This window comes from Halomonas sp. 111 (assembly GCF_052379685.1).
GTDB classification, from domain to species: domain Bacteria; phylum Pseudomonadota; class Gammaproteobacteria; order Pseudomonadales; family Halomonadaceae; genus Vreelandella; species Vreelandella citrativorans.
The window spans coordinates 41,007-56,883 of the sequence record NZ_JBQSYV010000007.1 but is presented as its reverse complement, the minus strand read 5'-3'; the positions used below and the strand labels follow the sequence as shown (position 1 = coordinate 56,883).

At 53.5% G+C, this 15,877-nt stretch carries 14 protein-coding genes; 6 read left to right on the top strand and 8 right to left on the bottom strand.

Annotation, left to right across the window (positions count from 1 at the left end):
• Positions 1-2 precede the first annotated feature (2 nt).
• The 5 genes from ACT3T7_RS06985 to ACT3T7_RS06965 are packed head-to-tail and all read right to left on the bottom strand — an operon-like array spanning position 3 to position 7,026.
• Positions 3-1,769, bottom strand: a complete 1,767-nt coding sequence (locus ACT3T7_RS06985) for a peptidase M14 (protein WP_172117825.1) — start codon at positions 1,767-1,769, stop codon at positions 3-5.
• Positions 1,766-2,614 carry an ABC transporter permease gene (locus ACT3T7_RS06980; RefSeq protein ID WP_172117826.1) on the bottom strand — a complete coding sequence of 283 codons (849 nt, stop codon included), beginning with the start codon at positions 2,612-2,614 and terminating at the stop codon, positions 1,766-1,768. Before ACT3T7_RS06980 ends, ACT3T7_RS06985 begins: the two co-directional genes overlap by 4 nt.
• 8 nt (positions 2,615-2,622) lie before the next feature.
• On the bottom strand, positions 2,623-3,546 hold the full coding sequence (locus ACT3T7_RS06975) for an ABC transporter permease (protein ID WP_172117827.1): 924 nt from the start codon (positions 3,544-3,546) through the stop codon (positions 2,623-2,625).
• A gap of 57 nt (positions 3,547-3,603) precedes the next feature.
• On the bottom strand, positions 3,604-5,124 hold the full coding sequence (locus ACT3T7_RS06970) for an ABC transporter substrate-binding protein (protein WP_172117828.1): 1,521 nt from the start codon (positions 5,122-5,124) through the stop codon (positions 3,604-3,606).
• A 48-nt stretch (positions 5,125-5,172) separates the two neighbouring features.
• The gene (locus ACT3T7_RS06965) at positions 5,173-7,026 is read right to left on the bottom strand and encodes an ABC transporter ATP-binding protein (RefSeq protein WP_192528279.1); all 1,854 of its coding nucleotides are present in this window, start codon (positions 7,024-7,026) and stop codon (positions 5,173-5,175) included.
• A 220-nt stretch (positions 7,027-7,246) separates the two neighbouring features.
• Here ACT3T7_RS06965 and ACT3T7_RS06960 point away from each other — a divergent pair, with 220 nt between their 5' ends.
• On the top strand, positions 7,247-7,777 hold the full coding sequence (locus tag ACT3T7_RS06960; RefSeq protein ID WP_172117830.1) for a winged helix DNA-binding protein: 531 nt from the start codon (positions 7,247-7,249) through the stop codon (positions 7,775-7,777).
• Positions 7,778-7,985: 208 nt separating this feature from the next.
• On the opposite strand, the gene ACT3T7_RS06955 is transcribed toward ACT3T7_RS06960, so the two are convergent.
• Positions 7,986-9,074 carry an HDOD domain-containing protein gene (locus ACT3T7_RS06955; protein ID WP_444630466.1) on the bottom strand — a complete coding sequence of 363 codons (1,089 nt, stop codon included), beginning with the start codon at positions 9,072-9,074 and terminating at the stop codon, positions 7,986-7,988.
• 217 nt (positions 9,075-9,291) lie between these two features.
• Between ACT3T7_RS06955 and ACT3T7_RS06950 the strand changes: the two genes are divergently transcribed.
• Positions 9,292-9,987 (top strand): HAD family hydrolase, encoded by a 696-nt coding sequence (locus ACT3T7_RS06950; RefSeq protein WP_444630465.1) that lies wholly within the window; start codon positions 9,292-9,294, stop codon positions 9,985-9,987.
• Between the two features lie 42 nt (positions 9,988-10,029).
• On the opposite strand, the gene ACT3T7_RS06945 is transcribed toward ACT3T7_RS06950, so the two are convergent.
• Together ACT3T7_RS06945 and ACT3T7_RS06940 are read right to left on the bottom strand one after the other, a co-directional pair.
• Positions 10,030-10,776, bottom strand: coding sequence for a sulfite exporter TauE/SafE family protein (locus tag ACT3T7_RS06945; RefSeq protein ID WP_444630464.1), 747 nt, complete (start codon positions 10,774-10,776; stop codon positions 10,030-10,032).
• 90 nt (positions 10,777-10,866) lie between these two features.
• On the bottom strand, positions 10,867-11,901 hold the full coding sequence (locus ACT3T7_RS06940) for a LacI family DNA-binding transcriptional regulator (RefSeq protein WP_444630463.1): 1,035 nt from the start codon (positions 11,899-11,901) through the stop codon (positions 10,867-10,869).
• A gap of 181 nt (positions 11,902-12,082) precedes the next feature.
• Between ACT3T7_RS06940 and ltnD the strand changes: the two genes are divergently transcribed.
• From ltnD to otnI, 4 genes are read left to right on the top strand one after another with little or no spacing between them, the layout of a single operon-like run.
• Positions 12,083-13,015 carry an L-threonate dehydrogenase gene (ltnD, locus tag ACT3T7_RS06935; RefSeq protein ID WP_444630462.1) on the top strand — a complete coding sequence of 311 codons (933 nt, stop codon included), beginning with the start codon at positions 12,083-12,085 and terminating at the stop codon, positions 13,013-13,015.
• Positions 13,016-13,017: 2 nt separating this feature from the next.
• Entirely contained in the window at positions 13,018-14,346 is a 1,329-nt protein-coding gene (otnK, locus tag ACT3T7_RS06930) for a 3-oxo-tetronate kinase (protein WP_444630461.1), read from the top strand.
• On the top strand, positions 14,343-15,002 hold the full coding sequence (gene otnC, locus ACT3T7_RS06925; RefSeq protein ID WP_444630460.1) for a 3-oxo-tetronate 4-phosphate decarboxylase: 660 nt from the start codon (positions 14,343-14,345) through the stop codon (positions 15,000-15,002). The genes otnK and otnC overlap by 4 nt, the downstream gene beginning before the upstream one ends.
• A gap of 38 nt (positions 15,003-15,040) precedes the next feature.
• Positions 15,041-15,835, top strand: a complete 795-nt coding sequence (otnI, locus tag ACT3T7_RS06920) for a 2-oxo-tetronate isomerase (RefSeq protein WP_444630459.1) — start codon at positions 15,041-15,043, stop codon at positions 15,833-15,835.
• Positions 15,836-15,877 lie beyond the last annotated feature (42 nt).

Below are 15,877 nucleotides of genomic sequence, written 5' to 3'. Positions count from 1 at the left end.
GATCAGCATGGCGTGTTGGGCAGGGCCATCGTTTGGTAGCACTGATAAGCGCTTAAAATAGTTTCGTATTGCACTTGATGTGCCATTACGAAGTCGTCGCCATAAATCGTTTCGTCCGGATACTCGGTAATCAGTTGCAAAGGGGTTAACTGCTGATCATCACGTGTCAGTAAATAAGGAATGTGGTGACGCGAGGAAAACTCCAGACGGCCAGCATGGGCTTCAAACGCTTTAATCTGTCGCTGGTTATAGGCGACAAGACCCGGCACGTTTGCCAAGTGAGCGGTTACGCTCTCAAGCAATGCGTTGGCTTGAGTTTCCCACTCTTGATGATAGCGAATGACCAGGAAGAACCCCTTCGGAATGGACCATAGCTCAAAGTTACGCGGCACGTAGCCGGTCAATGGACGAGTCCACTCGTGGGCGGGATAGCCGTGCAGGTTAATGTGTAGGTAAGCATCACTTAATGCTTTGGCACGCTCGCGGATAGCTAGCTCAAACTCGCCGTTGGCGGGCTGTGCCTGGAGGTCGTTGCCAAATGCGGTATAGCGTGCAGCGTGATGCATATGGGTCGGCTGCTCGGCGACCAAGCGCTGTTGCAGGCGATAGCCATCAGGATTCTCAAGGGGTGAAAGTACAAAGTGTGCCTCAGCCTGCTGCGCCAAGTCGCGCCCGGCCCGAAGTGCGCCAACGATACCAGACGGCTCATTGGCGTGCTGCGCTGCGCTAATCATCACGGCACGATCGCTGCCTGGACGGTAGCGTGCGGAGAGTTGTCGTCCGCTGCGGCTTTTAGTGTGGATTGCTTCGCCGCCTAATGCCTCCAACTGCGTGCTGATTTGGCCAACGCTCAGCGGGTGGGAGGCCGTATCGAGCTCAACCTCTGCCTTGGCGGGTGCCTCTGTGGTATTCAGCGGACGCAGGGTAATGTTCAGGGAAGGAGATGCGTCCGGGCGAGTCTTGATTTCAGGCACAATTTGGCCCGGCTGAATCGAACGATCGCCGAGCGGTAAGCCTGCAAGGTGCTGATAATACTCCAAAAGCGAAAAGTATAATTCTTCATGCAGGGCCTCGGCCAAGCTGATGTGCTCTAGCCCAAAGGGTAAGCATGTATCCTGGCTTGGCAGCGTAACGCTGATATTTAGCTCTTCAAAGTACGGCTGCTCGGTGGGCCAATCAGTTCGGGTGACAGCTTCTATCGCCGCCTCAAACAGCTTGGCGTAATCACAGGCGTAAAAAGCGCTTTCGGTGTTGCCATCGCCAGTGCTCCACTCGACCCAGCCGCAAGGAGAGAGTTGCCAGGTATTGATGTGGTCCAGATGGTGGCGGTTAGGGGCCGCGACACGGACCTGCTCTTGTGCGCCATCGCTATCGGTAAGTGTCAGTTCGTAGTGGTAACGTCGGGTTTGCGTGTCACATGCTACGGGTTCCCAGCTGAGTGCTACGTTGGCATCAAGCAGTCCTGCCAGCGGGTAGGCTTCCAACAAAAAACGCTGGGGCGTTTCCAAAGGTGCTGGGTAGCGGATATGAATAGCCCGTAGCGACCGCTCGGGCAGTACCTCAATAACATAGTGCACCAAGGGCTTATAGGCGCTGTAGAAGTGCGCCTTAATGCCATGTTGTGCAAGTGTTTGCTCAGCCTGCTGACGTGCGGCGAGGTCATCAAATACCCAAGCGTTAAGCGTATCGCCAGACGACAGCACTGTCTGGTATTGTGAAACGATGGCATCTACGCTGCGCTCAAACGAAGTCTCCAGTAATGTGATCATCGTGATGTCCGCCCAGTAGGATCAAGGGTATCGCGTAGCCAGTCTCCCAATAGATTGAGACCCAGCACGGTGAGCAAAATCGCCACACCAGGAAATACGCTGACCCACCACGCGGTTTGCAGATAAGTACGGCCCTCTGCCAGCATGCCACCCCAGCTAGGAATAACGGGGTCAACTCCCAAGCCCAGGAAGGTTAGGCTGCTCTCCAGAAGAATGTTGTTGGCGACGTTAAGTGTCATCAGTACAACAACCGGGCCAAGCAAGTTCGGCAGCAAGTGCTGAAAGAGAATTCGCCAGTCACGCACACCAATGGCCTGTGCCGAGAGAATAAATTCGCGATCTTTAAGTGATAGCACCGAGCCGCGTACCAAACGAGCGTACTGCACCCACTGTGAGATGATGAGCAGAATGATCATGTTGGTCAGCCCACCACCGATGACGGCGATGAACGTAATGGCGAGCAGAATAAAGGGCAGCGCAAGCTGCACATCGGCAAAGCGCATCACGAGCATATCGACAATGCCGCCATAATAGCCCGATAAAAGCCCCATAATAATACCCAGCACTACAGCACCTAACGCGGAGTAAAAGCCGACCTTAAGCGATATTTCACCACCGATGACCACGCGTGCTAATACATCGCGTCCCAGTGGGTCAGTACCTAACGGAAAGCTACCGTCGACCAAGGGAGGCGTGAGGCGCATGGCGAGATTGATACCGCTGCCGCCGTCTGGAAATAGCCAGCCTGATAGCAGAACGGCCAAGGTGATGCCGCCCACCAACAGGGCGCCCATGATAAATTCAATACTTTTAAAATGTCTTAGATCCAGAGAGTTTGCCGACATAATGATACCTAGCTCTTGCGCACGCGGGGATCAACAAAGCCATAGGCGATATCGACCAGCAGGTTGATTGAGATAATCATCAGCGAGAGGACGGTGATAACGCCCTGCAGTACGGGGTAGTCGCGGGCAGCAACAGCATCAAAGGCCAGCGTACCCAGCCCAGGCCAGTTGAAAACACGCTCAACCACAACAATACCGCCCAGTAGGCCGCCGAATTGCAGGCCGAAGTAGGTAATCAATGGAATAGAGCAGTTGCGCAGTGCGTGCTTATAGAGCACTACAGAATTGGATAGGCCTTTAGCACGCGCCACCATGATGTACTGAGAGCGTAGGGTTTCCAGCATGGTTGTTCTGACCAGACGCACGTTGGTTGCGGTAAGAATAATGCCCATGGTCGCCGCCGGCATAATGAAACTCTGCCAGCCCTCCATACCGCTGGGGGGCAGCAGATTAAAGGTAATGGAGAACACTAATACCAGCATGATAGCTAGCCAAAAGTTGGGGAAGGAGAGCCCCACCAGCGAAACAATCCGAATGACCTGATCGGGCCATTTACCGCGTGAAACAGCGGCCTTTACTCCTAAAGGAATCGACAGCGCAATTGAGATGAAAAGGGATGCAAAGGCCAGCGCCAGGGTGGCTGGTAGGGCGCGGCTAATCAGCTCGCTTACGGATGTGCCGCCCATAAAGCTGCGTCCCATGTCACCTGTAAACAAACCTTTTAAAAATTCCAGGTACTGCACTAAAAACGGTTGGTTGAGTCCAAGAGCCTCGCGAATACGCTCCAGGTCTGCTTCGGTAATGCTGCCTGCACCTTGGGCGAGCATAACGGCCGGGTCGCCGGTGAGGCGAATCGCAAACGACACGATCAACGTGACGGCTACAAGCACAAACAGCGCCTGTAGCAGTCGGTAGAAAAGAAACTTGGCCACGTGGCCTCCCCACTCAAAATAGGCACCGCCGCCCACAAGGACGACGGCGAATTAGGCTTACTCGCTGACGTCGACGTTAGTGAGACGTATCCGGTTGTCAGGGGCTGGCTCAAAGTTCGTCACACGGCTACCCACGCCGTACAGCGCATTTTGGCTATACAGAGGCATCTCCAAGGCACGCTCTTTGGTATAACGTGCGATGAACTGAAGCAGGGTTTCGCGCTCTTCGCGGTTAGTAATGCCGCGTTGAGTGTTCAGCATCTCATCCAACTGGGCATCGCTGTCGTAGGGGTTCCAACGTTCGCCAGTGTGGTACATCAAATACGCAGTGTTATCGAAGTCAAACGTCCAGCCTCCCCACTTTTGCTGGAACATTGCGCCGGTACGTCCCGCTGGAATAATGTCATTAAGCAATACGTTGGTTTCGTAAGGTTGGATAGAGACATTAAGCCCAACGCCTTGCAGGTAGGAAGCTACTACTTGAGCGACTTCGGAAAAGGTAGAGTCGTTTCCGCGTACATCAATCTGCAGTGAGGTGCCAGGTTCAACACCCGCTTCGGCGAGCAGTTGCTGGGCGCGCTGCGGATCGAAGGGGTAGGGGTCAAGCGAGGGATCAAAGCCAAACGACTGGCTGCCTTGGAAGCTGGCGATAACATTGCCTTCACCTGCGAGTACGGCGTCGACGATCGCCTGACGGTCAACCGCCATGATAATCGCCTGACGTACTCGCTCATCGGCGGTAATGCCTGACTGGGTATTAAAACGCAGAGCTTCTACCGTAGGAGAAGCGACGCTGACAATCTCCGCATTAGGATGATTATTGATGGATTCGATCATGCCGATCGGAATAGTGGGCGGTAGTACCAAGTCGACTCGGCCGGACTGTAGCTCGGCAACGGCAGTGGAAGGCTCAGAGATAAAACGGTAAGTCACACTGTCGAGCTTGGGTGCGCCACCCCAGTGATCCGCAAACGCTTCCAGCTTCACATCAGAGCGTGGTGTGTAGTCGACTAATTTAAAAGGACCGGTACCGACAGGATGAGTATTAAAGTGGTCGTCACCATGCTCTTCAATATAGCCAGGCGGTACGATCATCGCGCCATACCCGGCCAACTTGGTGAGCAGCACGGGATCCGCATTATATAAGAAGAAATCAACGGTATAGTCGTCAATGATCTCTACATGAGAAATAGCCGTGTAGTTAGAGCGTTGTGGCCCGCGTGAGCCCTCTTCTCCGAGCAGACGGTCGAAGGTGAACTTAACCGATTCAGCATTGAACGGTTCATCATTATGGAAGACCACGCCTTCACGCAGCGTAAAGCGGATGCGCTTACCATCATCCAGCTCTTCCCAACTGGTGGCCAAGCCTGGTACTAACTCAAGGTCGGGGCCTCGGTAGGTCAGACCATCGAAGATGTTAGTGGCCACTGAGGCCCAGTTCACCAAAAAGGTGTCAATCGGATCCCAACTGCCCGGATCCTGCGGTGAGGCTATAGTGATTGAGCCCGCGTAGCTGGTGCTTGCAGCAGCCATGGCAGCAGCCAGGGTGCATGCTTGGAACAGTTTTGTCTTTTTCATTAGTATCATTCTCCAAGGGCTTGTTATTTGTGTTAACAAAACGAGCAATTACAGGCGGGACGACGTGCCGCTACGCGACACAAAATGTCCTGCCGCTACTTCATCCAACGGGTAAATGGCGGGCTCGTCGCCTACTTTACGGATGGGACTTGGGATATCACCCTCCAATAACAGATGCTTACGGTGGTGAAGTGGATCCGCTACCGGGACGGCAGAAAGTAATTTTTGGGTATAAGTATGCTTGGGGGAGTCAAACACCTGTTGGCGTGACCCCATTTCAACAATTTGGCCCAGGTGTAGTACGGCAACGCGATGACTCATCTTTTCTACTACGGCCATATCATGGCTGATAAAGAGATATGCCAACCCCTCTTCACGCTGTAGTTGCATCATGAGATGAATAATTTGTGCCTGGATAGAGACGTCCAGTGCTGAGAGCGCTTCATCGGCAATAATAAGCTTGGGTTTAGACGCTAGCGCCCTAGCGATACAGATGCGCTGGCGCTGGCCGCCGGAAAACTCATGCGGATAGCGCTTGGCATGCTCTGGCTTAAGGCCAACCCGTTCGAGAAGCTCACTCACCCGTTGCTTAATACGTTTGCTATCACTTATTAAATAGTGGGTGTGGATGGGTTCAGCAATGGAGAAGCCTACCGTTTTGCGCGGATCTAGCGATGCAAAGGGGTCTTGGAAAATATACTGCACTTGCTGACGAAGCGTCATTTTCTCGCTGCGGGACATCTGTGAGACAGGCTTCCCAGAGAAAATAATGTCACCACTGTTGCTCTTTTGTAACTGCTGGATAGTGCGGCCAATGGTCGACTTTCCTGAGCCAGACTCACCTACCAGCGCCAGTGTTTCGCCTGGAGAGATAGCGAAGCTAACGTTCTCTACGGCATGGACGCGATGGCTAACGCCTCCAAAAAAGCCCTTATTGATATCGAAGCGCGTTACCAGATTTTCGACGCGTACTATCGGTTCCTCCTGAACACGAACCGTATCCTGAACGGTAGGTTCACCGTGGGTAACGATCTCTGTGCCGTCAAAGATAACGAGTGGGTCAGCGCACGGGAGCGCTTGTCCTTTCATGCTGCCCAGCGTAGGCACAGCCGCTAGAAGGGCGCGGGTGTAGGCTTCTTGAGGATGCTTAAAAAGAGGTTCAACATCCGCTTCTTCAACCTTTTCTCCATCACGCATGACAACTACATGATCGGCAATTTCAGCGACCACGCCCATGTCATGGGTGATGAAAATCACTGCCATGCCCAGTTCTTTTTGCAGGTCGCGAATAATCGTTAGAATTTGTGCTTGGATCGTGACATCCAGTGCTGTCGTCGGTTCATCGGCGACCAGTACCTTGGGCTTACAAGCGAGTGCCATTGCAATCATAACGCGTTGCCGCATGCCGCCAGATAGTTGGTGGGGGTAGCGCTTTAGCAAGGACTCGGCATCGGCCAATCGCACTAAGCGTAATAGTCGCAGTGCTTCTTCTTGTGCTGATGCTCGCGTGTAATCACCGTGAAGTAGCAAAACTTCGGTGATTTGATCACCAATCGTGTAAACCGGATTAAGCGATGTCATCGGCTCTTGAAAGATCATGGAAATATCCTTCCCACGGATCTTGCGCATCTGGCGATCAGATAACTGGGTCAGGTCGACAGGTGTGCTATCGACGTTTTTTTGAAAAAGAATACTGCCGTTGGCAATGGTGGCATTGAGATAGTGAACCAGACCCATGATAGCCAGTGAGGTCATGGATTTACCTGACCCGGACTCTCCTACGATCGCAAGCGTTTGACCGGGGTAGAGATCGAAAGATAGGTTCTTGACGACTCGGTTTGAGCCGAAGGCGATATCTAACGAATTAACGGATAGCAGCGGGTAGGGCGGTTGTGATGGCACAGAGTGTTTACCTGTATTTTTTATGTAATTTATATAGAAATTATCCGTAAGATGTCTGCGTGTCAATCGTGCAGTGTTTATCCCTTTCCTATTCTGTAAGCAACCCCGGCATTGATAACAAGTTGCCAAACATCCGAAACTACGTAGAGTATGGTTCCCTAGCGAGCGATCAAGCAGCGTAAATATATGTTTACGAACAAAGACAATGGATATGTTAGCGATGACAGAATCAAGCCAGACAGTAGTCAGTAGTCGAGAGCCGATCGTCTCTTCGGAGCACTTATCTCATAAGGCTCACGAACTCTCGGAATTTGAATTTGGCGTTATTATTTCGAGCCATGCGTTTAATCGTTGGATGGTGCGTTGCATGGCGGCGACCGGATACCCTGAATTGAGCGCTCTGGATGTCCTGGTGTTGCATCGGGTGAACCATCGAGGGAGAGCCAAGCGCCAATCTGATATCTGCCTGGTACTTAACGTGGAAGATACGCATACCGTTACTTACGCGCTTAAAAAGCTAACCAAACTTGGCTTGGTGATAGGCGAAAAGCAGGGTAAAGAGACGTATTTCAGTACAACTGAACAAGGAGGCGGTGTGTGTAGCCGTTATGCTGAAATACGAGAAACATGCTTGATTGACTCACTCGCTTCCATGGGAATTGAACGGGCCGAAATCAGCCGCGTGGCAGGTATTTTGCGCGCCATGTCAGGTCTTTATGATCAGGCCGCGCGAGCCGCTGCTTCTTTATGAATACACTTTTATGATCACGTAGCGGTTAAAATCAACTTCAATTAGGCCCACTTTTATCGATCGCTGATATCTAATGCTTTATTTTATTGCTGTTTATTTGAAATGTTTCGTCGACGAGAAAAGATAAGGGTGAAAATAACAATATACTTAAAAAACAGGTCGCTTAATCACGGCCTGTTTTTTTAGCATGGGTCAAAATGCGGTTTATCTATTTTTTATGCTTGCGTACTAGCCCTGATCGCTTGGCATCAAGAGAAGCATCCCGTCGGATACGCTCTTTGGGACTGGTGTTGTCATTGGGGTAGCGCAATGAGATTAACGCTTGTTTTTGGGCTTCTAGTTGAGAACCAAGCGTCAGCGTGTGCTGAAAGAGCAGTTGATGAGCTTCCGCCAACAGGGCCGTGCTATCGACCTCTATGGGCGTATTCATGTTCATCACGTTGGCAATCAGGCTGGTCTGATGCTGAACATTATAAAGCACTTCGTCGAGCTGCAGCGTATCGGCATAGCTAACGGTCTTGAGTTGATATAACAAGGCCGCTAGTTGAGATGCTGGGTTGTTGGATAGCCAGGCATCGGCAATGGGTCCTGACAAACGAAGGCAGAGAAGTGCTTTATCACTGACTAAAAAGCTTTCATGGCTTTGGCGTATGGCCATTGCCGCGTGATTGGACATTCCCCATTTAGAGGCTAGCCAAGCGCCAACCAGTGTATGGTCGCAGCCAAAGCAGCGTTGCTCTGCTTGCGTTATCTCAGCATGCGATAAGGAAGTATCGGTATAGAGTTTGTCGGCTTCTTCAGGGTAGGCTGCCTGTAACGCTAATATGCCAATATCCTGTAGTAGCGCCTGTGTAAATATGCTGCCACTTTCGTCAGGGCATAGCTGCTCAGCCAAATAGCGGGCTACCAGGGCCGCAGTGATGGTGCGTTGCCAAGCCTGATGACGATTAGGCGCTTCTTGAAACAAACTAAACCCTAATATAACGGGCAGCGTTGCGTTTATACCAAGGCGCTGCATGGCTTCAATACAGGTTTGAACAGGTGGCGCTGAGCGCGTGTAATAGGCGCTATTCGCGAGCGCAATGAGGCGCAGTGTTAACGCTGGATCGTGCTCAATCGCTTTGGCGTAATCGCTCAAGGTTGAACTTGATGAACGGGCTATATCAAGCACTTTAAGCGCTACAGACGGTAGCGTTGGTAGGCTCTTGCACTGTAAAAGTGATTGGCTCAAAAACGCTGGCAGTTCATCAGTCAGTGTTATGTAGAGCGTATCGACTGATACTAAAGGGCCCGTCATGGGATAATCTCCTTGTGTGTTGTCAGCGTAGCGGGCAGCGGCTGTCAGTACTTTCGTTAATCATATACCCCGTAGGCGTCGACGTCTTCCATGCTGATGCAATGAACAGCGCTTGTACAGCGGGTGAGTAACAACGAATGGCTTGCGGTTGTCATCTTTTTGCCATGATTCGTGGCATATCCTACGCGCCGTCAATCCGCGACGATAGGAGTGCTTTATGCGGCTGGCCTTGTTTGACCTTGATGATACTCTCTTGGATGGAGATTGTAGCGACCGCTGGAATTTATGGATGTTCGAGCAGGGTTGGATCAGCAGCGCCGAGACCTTTCTCGCCCGGGCTGAGCAGATGCAGCAGGCTTATCATGCGGGTCAATTAAAGCTGGAAGAGTACCTGGCGATGACGCTGGCGCCGCTTAAGAACAGGCTCGTGACTGACGTCGAAAAAGAAGTAGAGCGTTTTGTTGCGACGCATATCCAGCCGCGTATATTCGCTCAAGCCTTGGCCTGCCTGGCGGCTCATCGTCAGGCGGGCGATACGTTAGTGTTGATTTCTGCCTCGTCACGCCACTTGGTCGCGCCCATTGCCAACATGCTGGGAATTGCCCACGTGCTGGCGGTGGATCTAAGTATTGATAAAGAGGCAGAAGAAGCGCGTTATACCGGTGAGAGTGAGGGCATTTTCTCTTACCGCGGCGGTAAAGTGCTGCGCTTACAGCAGTGGCTAACGGAGCACCAGATTACCCCCAGCCACACTATGTTCTACTCAGACTCCCGCAACGATTTACCGCTTCTGCAATATGTCGATTGCCCCGTGGTGGTTAATCCCGACCCCGTGCTGGCTGAGGTCGCGAGCCTTGAAGGGTGGCAGAGGCTTGATTGGCGAACCTGGCCGCTACCAGGTTATCAGTTGTAAAGATACCCTACGCAGATAATTGTATGGGGAGACGTTTATCTTTTAAGGCGCCAACGCCTGCCAAATCAGATTAACACCCACCAGGAACATGGCCAGTATAACCAGGCGATAAAACCACTGCTCATTAACTCGGCTTTGTAGCCAAAGGCCGCTGCGCACGCCTACCCAAGCGACCGGCACCAGGAGTAGCGATGCCCAAGCACTGGTCATATTGATTTCACCAAGCCACAGGTACGGGCCCAGTTTAATCACGTTAACCGCTGTAAAGGTGACAACGCAGGTGGCGATAAAGGTCTCTTTAGGCAGTTTTCGTGGCAGTAGGTAAAGATTGAGTGGTGGGGCGCCTGCATGGGCAACAAAGCTTGTGAAGCCACACACGCTGGCGGCAGGCAGCGCCCAATGCGTTGAGATAGGCTTGGCGGCCAATGGCTTTAACAGCATATACGCAGCAAACACCACTGAGATCGCACCCAATACCAGGCGAACGCCCTGTTCGCTCAGGCTGCCAAAGAGCAGTGTGCCAACCGCAACACCGACGAAGAGCCCTGGCAAAAATCGCCATACTTCGGCCATGTCATGCTTGCCCCACCATGCTTTCACTGCCAATACGTCCATTACCAGCAGCAACGGCAGCAATAGGCCTGCGGCCTGCGTGGGGCTAATCACCAGTGCCATCAGCGGCACCGAAAGCGTGCCAAAACCACCAGCAAAGCCGCCTTTTGAGACGCCCGTCAGATACACCGAAAATCCGATCAATAGCCAAGCGATAATGGAGTAGTCCGGCAGCATGGCAATCCCTTAAAAGCCCGAAGTTGAAACGCCTGGCGGGAAAAAACGCGTGGGCGGGGCTTGGAGTTAGCGAAAATGTTTTGCGGTCTCTTATGTACTTTCACCGATTTGAAGCGTGAAGCCTACATCGTGTTGTCGGCGATAAACATGTTTACCGCGAAGTCTGCGAATGAGCTCCTGTGCGGCCAGACGGCCCATGTCTTCGCGTGGGGAGAGAATGGTAGTGAGTTTCGGCGTGATATGTTGACCTAACGGTAAGCCGTTGAAGCCTGCAATGGCAATATCATCTGGCACAAGAAGATCTTGGCGTTGGGCGGCCAGCAAGGCACCTGCGGCAAGATCATCGTTGGCAAAATGGATGGCCTGCGTGGCGGGGTAGCCTTTCAAAACCTGGGCTAGGCTTTCCGCGCCCGCCTGCAGGCTGCCCAAAGTGTCCAGTTCTAGCAAGGGGGCTTCAAGCCCCTTTTCCTCCAATGCTTCTTTATGCCCTAGGTAGCGCATTCCCGCGCGATAATCGTGGGAGAGCCGCGCGCCAACATACACAATTCGCTGGTAGCCTCTGTCGATAAGATGGCTGGCCATGCACCGGCCGGCAGCTAAATGATCCAGCCCCACGTTGAGATCTATGCCTTTACCGAGCTCCATCACTTCCATAATCGGATGGCCCCAGTTAGCTAATAGCGTCCGACACGCATTGTTATGGCGTAGCCCGGCGGTGACCAAAGCCGAACATGACCAGCCTAAAAACGTACGCACCAGTTGATACTCACGGTCCAGGTCGTAATCAGTATTGCCGAGCAGGATCTGATACCCCTGCGCTTCTAGTGTTTCCTGCAAGCCTTTGATGACTTCCACAAATACACTGTTGATCAGCGACGGCACGATAACGGCAATCAGCCGGGAGCGGGAAGAAGCTAGGCTACCCGCCACCAGGTTGGGCACATAGCCCAGACGCTCTACGCTTTCCAAAACGCTTTGGCGGGTACTGTCGCTCACCTTGTCGGGGTGGTTCAGTGCCCGCGATGCCGTAATCGGGGAAACCCCTGCGGCCTGCGCCACCTGACTGAGCGTGATTTTATCGGAGCGACGGCGTGACTTGTTAGCGGTCGAGAGGTCTTTAGACATTAGTCGCACGTCCTTGATGTTCAACTTGTCGATACGTTGAGAGTAATCTAGAAGTAATGGTAGCGCTATCATGACAGCGCTACCATTTCCCTTGTTAAGGTGAACAATCAGAACAGATTCAAGGGAAAAGTAAGGCATCGTAACGCCAGCAATTCATACAACAACAGCGAGGTGTCGACCGGTGAGTCAACACGATAAGCAATCACGTCAAGTAGGCGTTATTGGCCTCGGTGCGATGGGAATGGGCACCGCTACTGCCTTACATCACCAAGGATTTAACGTAACTGGATGTGATATTGCCGTTGAGGCACGCGATGCCTTTATAGCAGCTGGGGGCAAGAGTGTGGCAACGCCGATGGAGCTTGCTCACTGTCATATTGTGCTGGTAGTGGTCGTCAACAGTAGCCAGGTTGAGCAGGTGTTGTTTGGTGAGCAGGGCGTGGTGGGCCATCTAGCGCCAAGCAGCCTGATTATACAGTGCGCCACGGTGGCGCCCAGTCAGGCGAAACAGCTTGGTGAGCGCGTGGCAGCAGAGGGATTGATGATGCTGGACGCACCGATTAGCGGCGGTGCTGCAAAAGCCAAAAGCGGTGAGCTATCAGTTATGGCATCGGGCGCCGCGGAGGCATTTAGCTACGCAAGTGACGTGCTTGATGGCATGGCCGCCAAGGTTTATCGCCTGGGCGATGACCCCGGCGTGGGGTCCAGTATGAAGCTAGTCAATCAGCTGTTGGCAGGCGTACATATCGCGACCGCCGCTGAAGCCATGGCGTTGGGTATTCGGATGGGACTTGATCCCGAGGATATCTTTGAGGTGATTACTCACTCGGCGGGCAACTCCTGGATGTTCGAGAATCGTGTACCCCATATTCTCAAAGGTGACTACACGCCGCTTTCAGCGGTGGATATCTTTATTAAAGACCTCAATATCGTGCACCAGACCGGGCGCGAGCTTTCGATGGCGACGCCGGTTGCCGCCAGCGCGTTGCAGCAGTTTACCTCGGCCAGTGGGGCAGGTTTTGGTCGAGAGGATGATTCTGCGATTATCAAAGTCTACCAGCGGCTATCAGGCATTACGTTGCCTGAAGCGGCTAACGATGCTCAGGAAACCTAATCATGAGCACAGTGCAGAGCATAGCCCTTGAAAAGATAGCCCTTGGAAGCATAGTCCTTGGAGCTATTGCCGACGACTTTACCGGGGCAACCGATCTTGCCAATAACTTGGTGCGCGGCGGTATGCGCTGCTTACAGGTGATCGGCGTGCCGCAGGAGACGATTGATCTCCAGGACGTTGATGCCGTAGTGGTAGCTTTGAAATCGCGCTCCTGCCCGGTTGATGAAGCCATCACGGATTCTCTCGCAGCTCTTGAGTGGCTGCATGGGCAGGGTGCCCGACAGCTATTCTTTAAATACTGCTCTACTTTCGATTCTACGGATAAAGGCAATATCGGGCCCGTGGCCGATGCGCTACTGGATCGCCTGGACGCCTCTCAAACGGTGATGGTACCGGCATTTCCGGTCAACGGGCGTACGGTTTATCAGGGCCACCTGTTTGTGGGTGATCGCCTGCTTAACGATAGCGGTATGCAGTATCATCCACTCAGCCCGATGCAGGACGCCGATCTGGTGCGGGTCTTATCCCGTCAAACAACCCACCCGGTAGGCTTGCTCAGTCACTCGGTATTGTCCCAAGGCGCCAGCGCCGCTTGTGGTCACTTATCCGCACTTGCCGAGCAGGGCACTCGCCATGTGATTTGCGACACGCTTGATGAGCAGAATCTGGATATATTGGCAGAAGCTACCGTGCTGATGCCGTTGGTGACCGGTGGCTCCGGCTTGGGGCAGGCTTTACCCGCCCAGTACCGTGCCCAAGGCTGGCTTAAGCCCATTACGGAACCGGGGCGTTTACAGCCTGCATCAGGCAGCGTGTTGGTGCTGTCCGGGAGCTGTGCTACAGCAACCCTGGCACAAGTAGCCGATTTTCTGGCTTGCCATCCTAACAGCGGTTTTGCGCTAGACCCTTTGTCGCTTGCCGAAAGTGACCGGCAGTTGGAGCAGGCGCTGGTCTTTGCGCGACAGCGGCTATCAGAACAGACTCCGGTATTGATTTACGCCTCGGCGGATCAAGAGAAAGTCAGCGCTGCCCAGCAAGCATTGGGTGTTGCGCGTGCGGGGGCGCTGGTCGAAGAGGCACTGAGCCAATTGGCGGTAACGCTGGTTAATGAAGGCGTTGGTCAGTTGCTGGTCGCCGGGGGCGAAACCTCAGGGGCCGTGGTCTCGGCGCTGGGAATTTCCACCCTACGTATTGGCGAGCAGATTGATCCCGGCGTGCCCTGGACCCAGGCTCCGCTGGAAGGTCGTGAAGCGCCGCTCTCGCTGGCGCTGAAGTCGGGCAACTTTGGCGGTGTCGATTTCTTTACCCGAGCCTTTGAGGTGTTGGCATGAGCGTCCACTTACGCCACCATCATCAAAACAGCCTGCGCGAGCAGATCAGCACGCTAGGCAACTCGCTGTTTGATCGCGGGCTGACCATGGGGTCCAGCGGCAACATTAGCGTGCGCCTGGATGACGGTGGCTGGCTGATGACGCCCACCAACGCCTGCCTGGGGCGGCTGGACCCGGCGCGAATCTCCCATCTGGATGATAACGGCCAGCTACTTGGTGGTGATAAACCTACTAAAGAACAGTTCCTGCATATGGCGATGTATGCAGAGCGCCCTCAGTCGGGCGCTATTGTACACCTTCACTCTACTCACTCGGTGGCGGTCTCGTGTTTGCCGGACGTAAACCCCTGCGACTGCATTCCGCCGCTCACCGCCTACTATGTCATGCGGGTGGGCAAACTGCCGCTTGTGCCCTATCACATCCCCGGTGACCCAAAACTGGGCGAAGCGGTACGGGGCCTAGCGGGTAAACACAGCGCTGTGCTGCTTGCCAACCACGGCCCGGTAGTGGCAGGCAAGAATCTGGAAGCGGCGGTGTACGCCACCGAAGAGCTTGAAGAAACGGCCAAACTGTTTCTGCTACTGCGCGGCGAAAACCCACGGGGGCTAACGCCTGAACAGGTCGCGGAGCTTGAGGCGCGGTTTCCTCGGGATTAGCCCGCATTGCGATAAAAATAAAGAGGCACCGATACACCATGATTCGATTAGCCGCCAACCTCAGTATGCTGTTTAACGAGCACGATTTTATGGACCGCTTTTCAGCGGCGGCTGATGCGGGGTTTAAAGGGGTTGAATACCTGTTCCCCTACACCTATAGCGCTGCAGAGCTACGCCAAGCGCTTGACGAAACACAGTTGGAACAAGTGTTGTTTAACTTGCCGCCGGGTGATTGGGAAAAAGGTGAAAGAGGGCTTGCCAGTCTGCCTGGGCGCGAAGCCGAGTTTCGTGATTCGGTTATCGAGGCGCTACATTATGCTGAGACGCTTAACTGCCCACACGTTCACGCCATGGCGGGATTACTACCTGAGGATGCCGATGCGACGACCCTAGCCGATCATCAGGCTACTTACCTACGTAACCTGCACTACGCTGCTACTGAGGCCGCCAAGCTGGGCAAGGGCATATTGATCGAGCCCATCAATACCCGTGATATGCCCCATTACTTCTTGTCGGGACAAGCGCAAGCCTTGACGGTATTGAAAGCGCTGGGGGCGAGCAATCTGAAGCTGCAGTTTGATCTCTACCACTGTCAGATCATGGAGGGGGACCTCATTCGCCATCTTGAACACCAGTTTAGCGCTATCGGCCATGTGCAAGTGGCGGGAGTGCCGGAACGGCACGAGCCCGATGTTGGCGAGATCAACTATCCGGCACTATTTGCCAGGCTTGAAGCGCTGGGCTATAGCGGTTGGGTTGGCTGCGAATACAGGCCGGCCAGCGATACGCGCCAAGGTCTGGGCTGGGGTCGACATTATGGGCTTCACTCATGATCGAGTAGCCAAAACATGGTCTCAAACGCTAACAACCTACAA

What these genes read in the sequence shown, in the direction of transcription:
- ACT3T7_RS06960 (WP_172117830.1), top strand. Translation starts at nt 7,247, where the DNA reads ATGACAGAATCAAGCCAGACAGTAGTCAGTAGTCGAGAGCCGATCGTC.
- ACT3T7_RS06940 (WP_444630463.1), bottom strand. Translation starts at nt 11,901, where the DNA reads ATGTCTAAAGACCTCTCGACCGCTAACAAGTCACGCCGTCGCTCCGAT.
- ACT3T7_RS06985 (WP_172117825.1), bottom strand. Translation starts at nt 1,769, where the DNA reads ATGATCACATTACTGGAGACTTCGTTTGAGCGCAGCGTAGATGCCATC.
- otnC (WP_444630460.1), top strand. Translation starts at nt 14,343, where the DNA reads ATGAGCGTCCACTTACGCCACCATCATCAAAACAGCCTGCGCGAGCAG.
- ACT3T7_RS06945 (WP_444630464.1), bottom strand. Translation starts at nt 10,776, where the DNA reads ATGCTGCCGGACTACTCCATTATCGCTTGGCTATTGATCGGATTTTCG.
- otnK (WP_444630461.1), top strand. Translation starts at nt 13,018, where the DNA reads ATGAGCACAGTGCAGAGCATAGCCCTTGAAAAGATAGCCCTTGGAAGC.
- ACT3T7_RS06950 (WP_444630465.1), top strand. Translation starts at nt 9,292, where the DNA reads ATGCGGCTGGCCTTGTTTGACCTTGATGATACTCTCTTGGATGGAGAT.
- ACT3T7_RS06980 (WP_172117826.1), bottom strand. Translation starts at nt 2,614, where the DNA reads ATGTCGGCAAACTCTCTGGATCTAAGACATTTTAAAAGTATTGAATTT.
- ACT3T7_RS06955 (WP_444630466.1), bottom strand. Translation starts at nt 9,074, where the DNA reads ATGACGGGCCCTTTAGTATCAGTCGATACGCTCTACATAACACTGACT.
- otnI (WP_444630459.1), top strand. Translation starts at nt 15,041, where the DNA reads ATGATTCGATTAGCCGCCAACCTCAGTATGCTGTTTAACGAGCACGAT.
- ACT3T7_RS06970 (WP_172117828.1), bottom strand. Translation starts at nt 5,124, where the DNA reads ATGAAAAAGACAAAACTGTTCCAAGCATGCACCCTGGCTGCTGCCATG.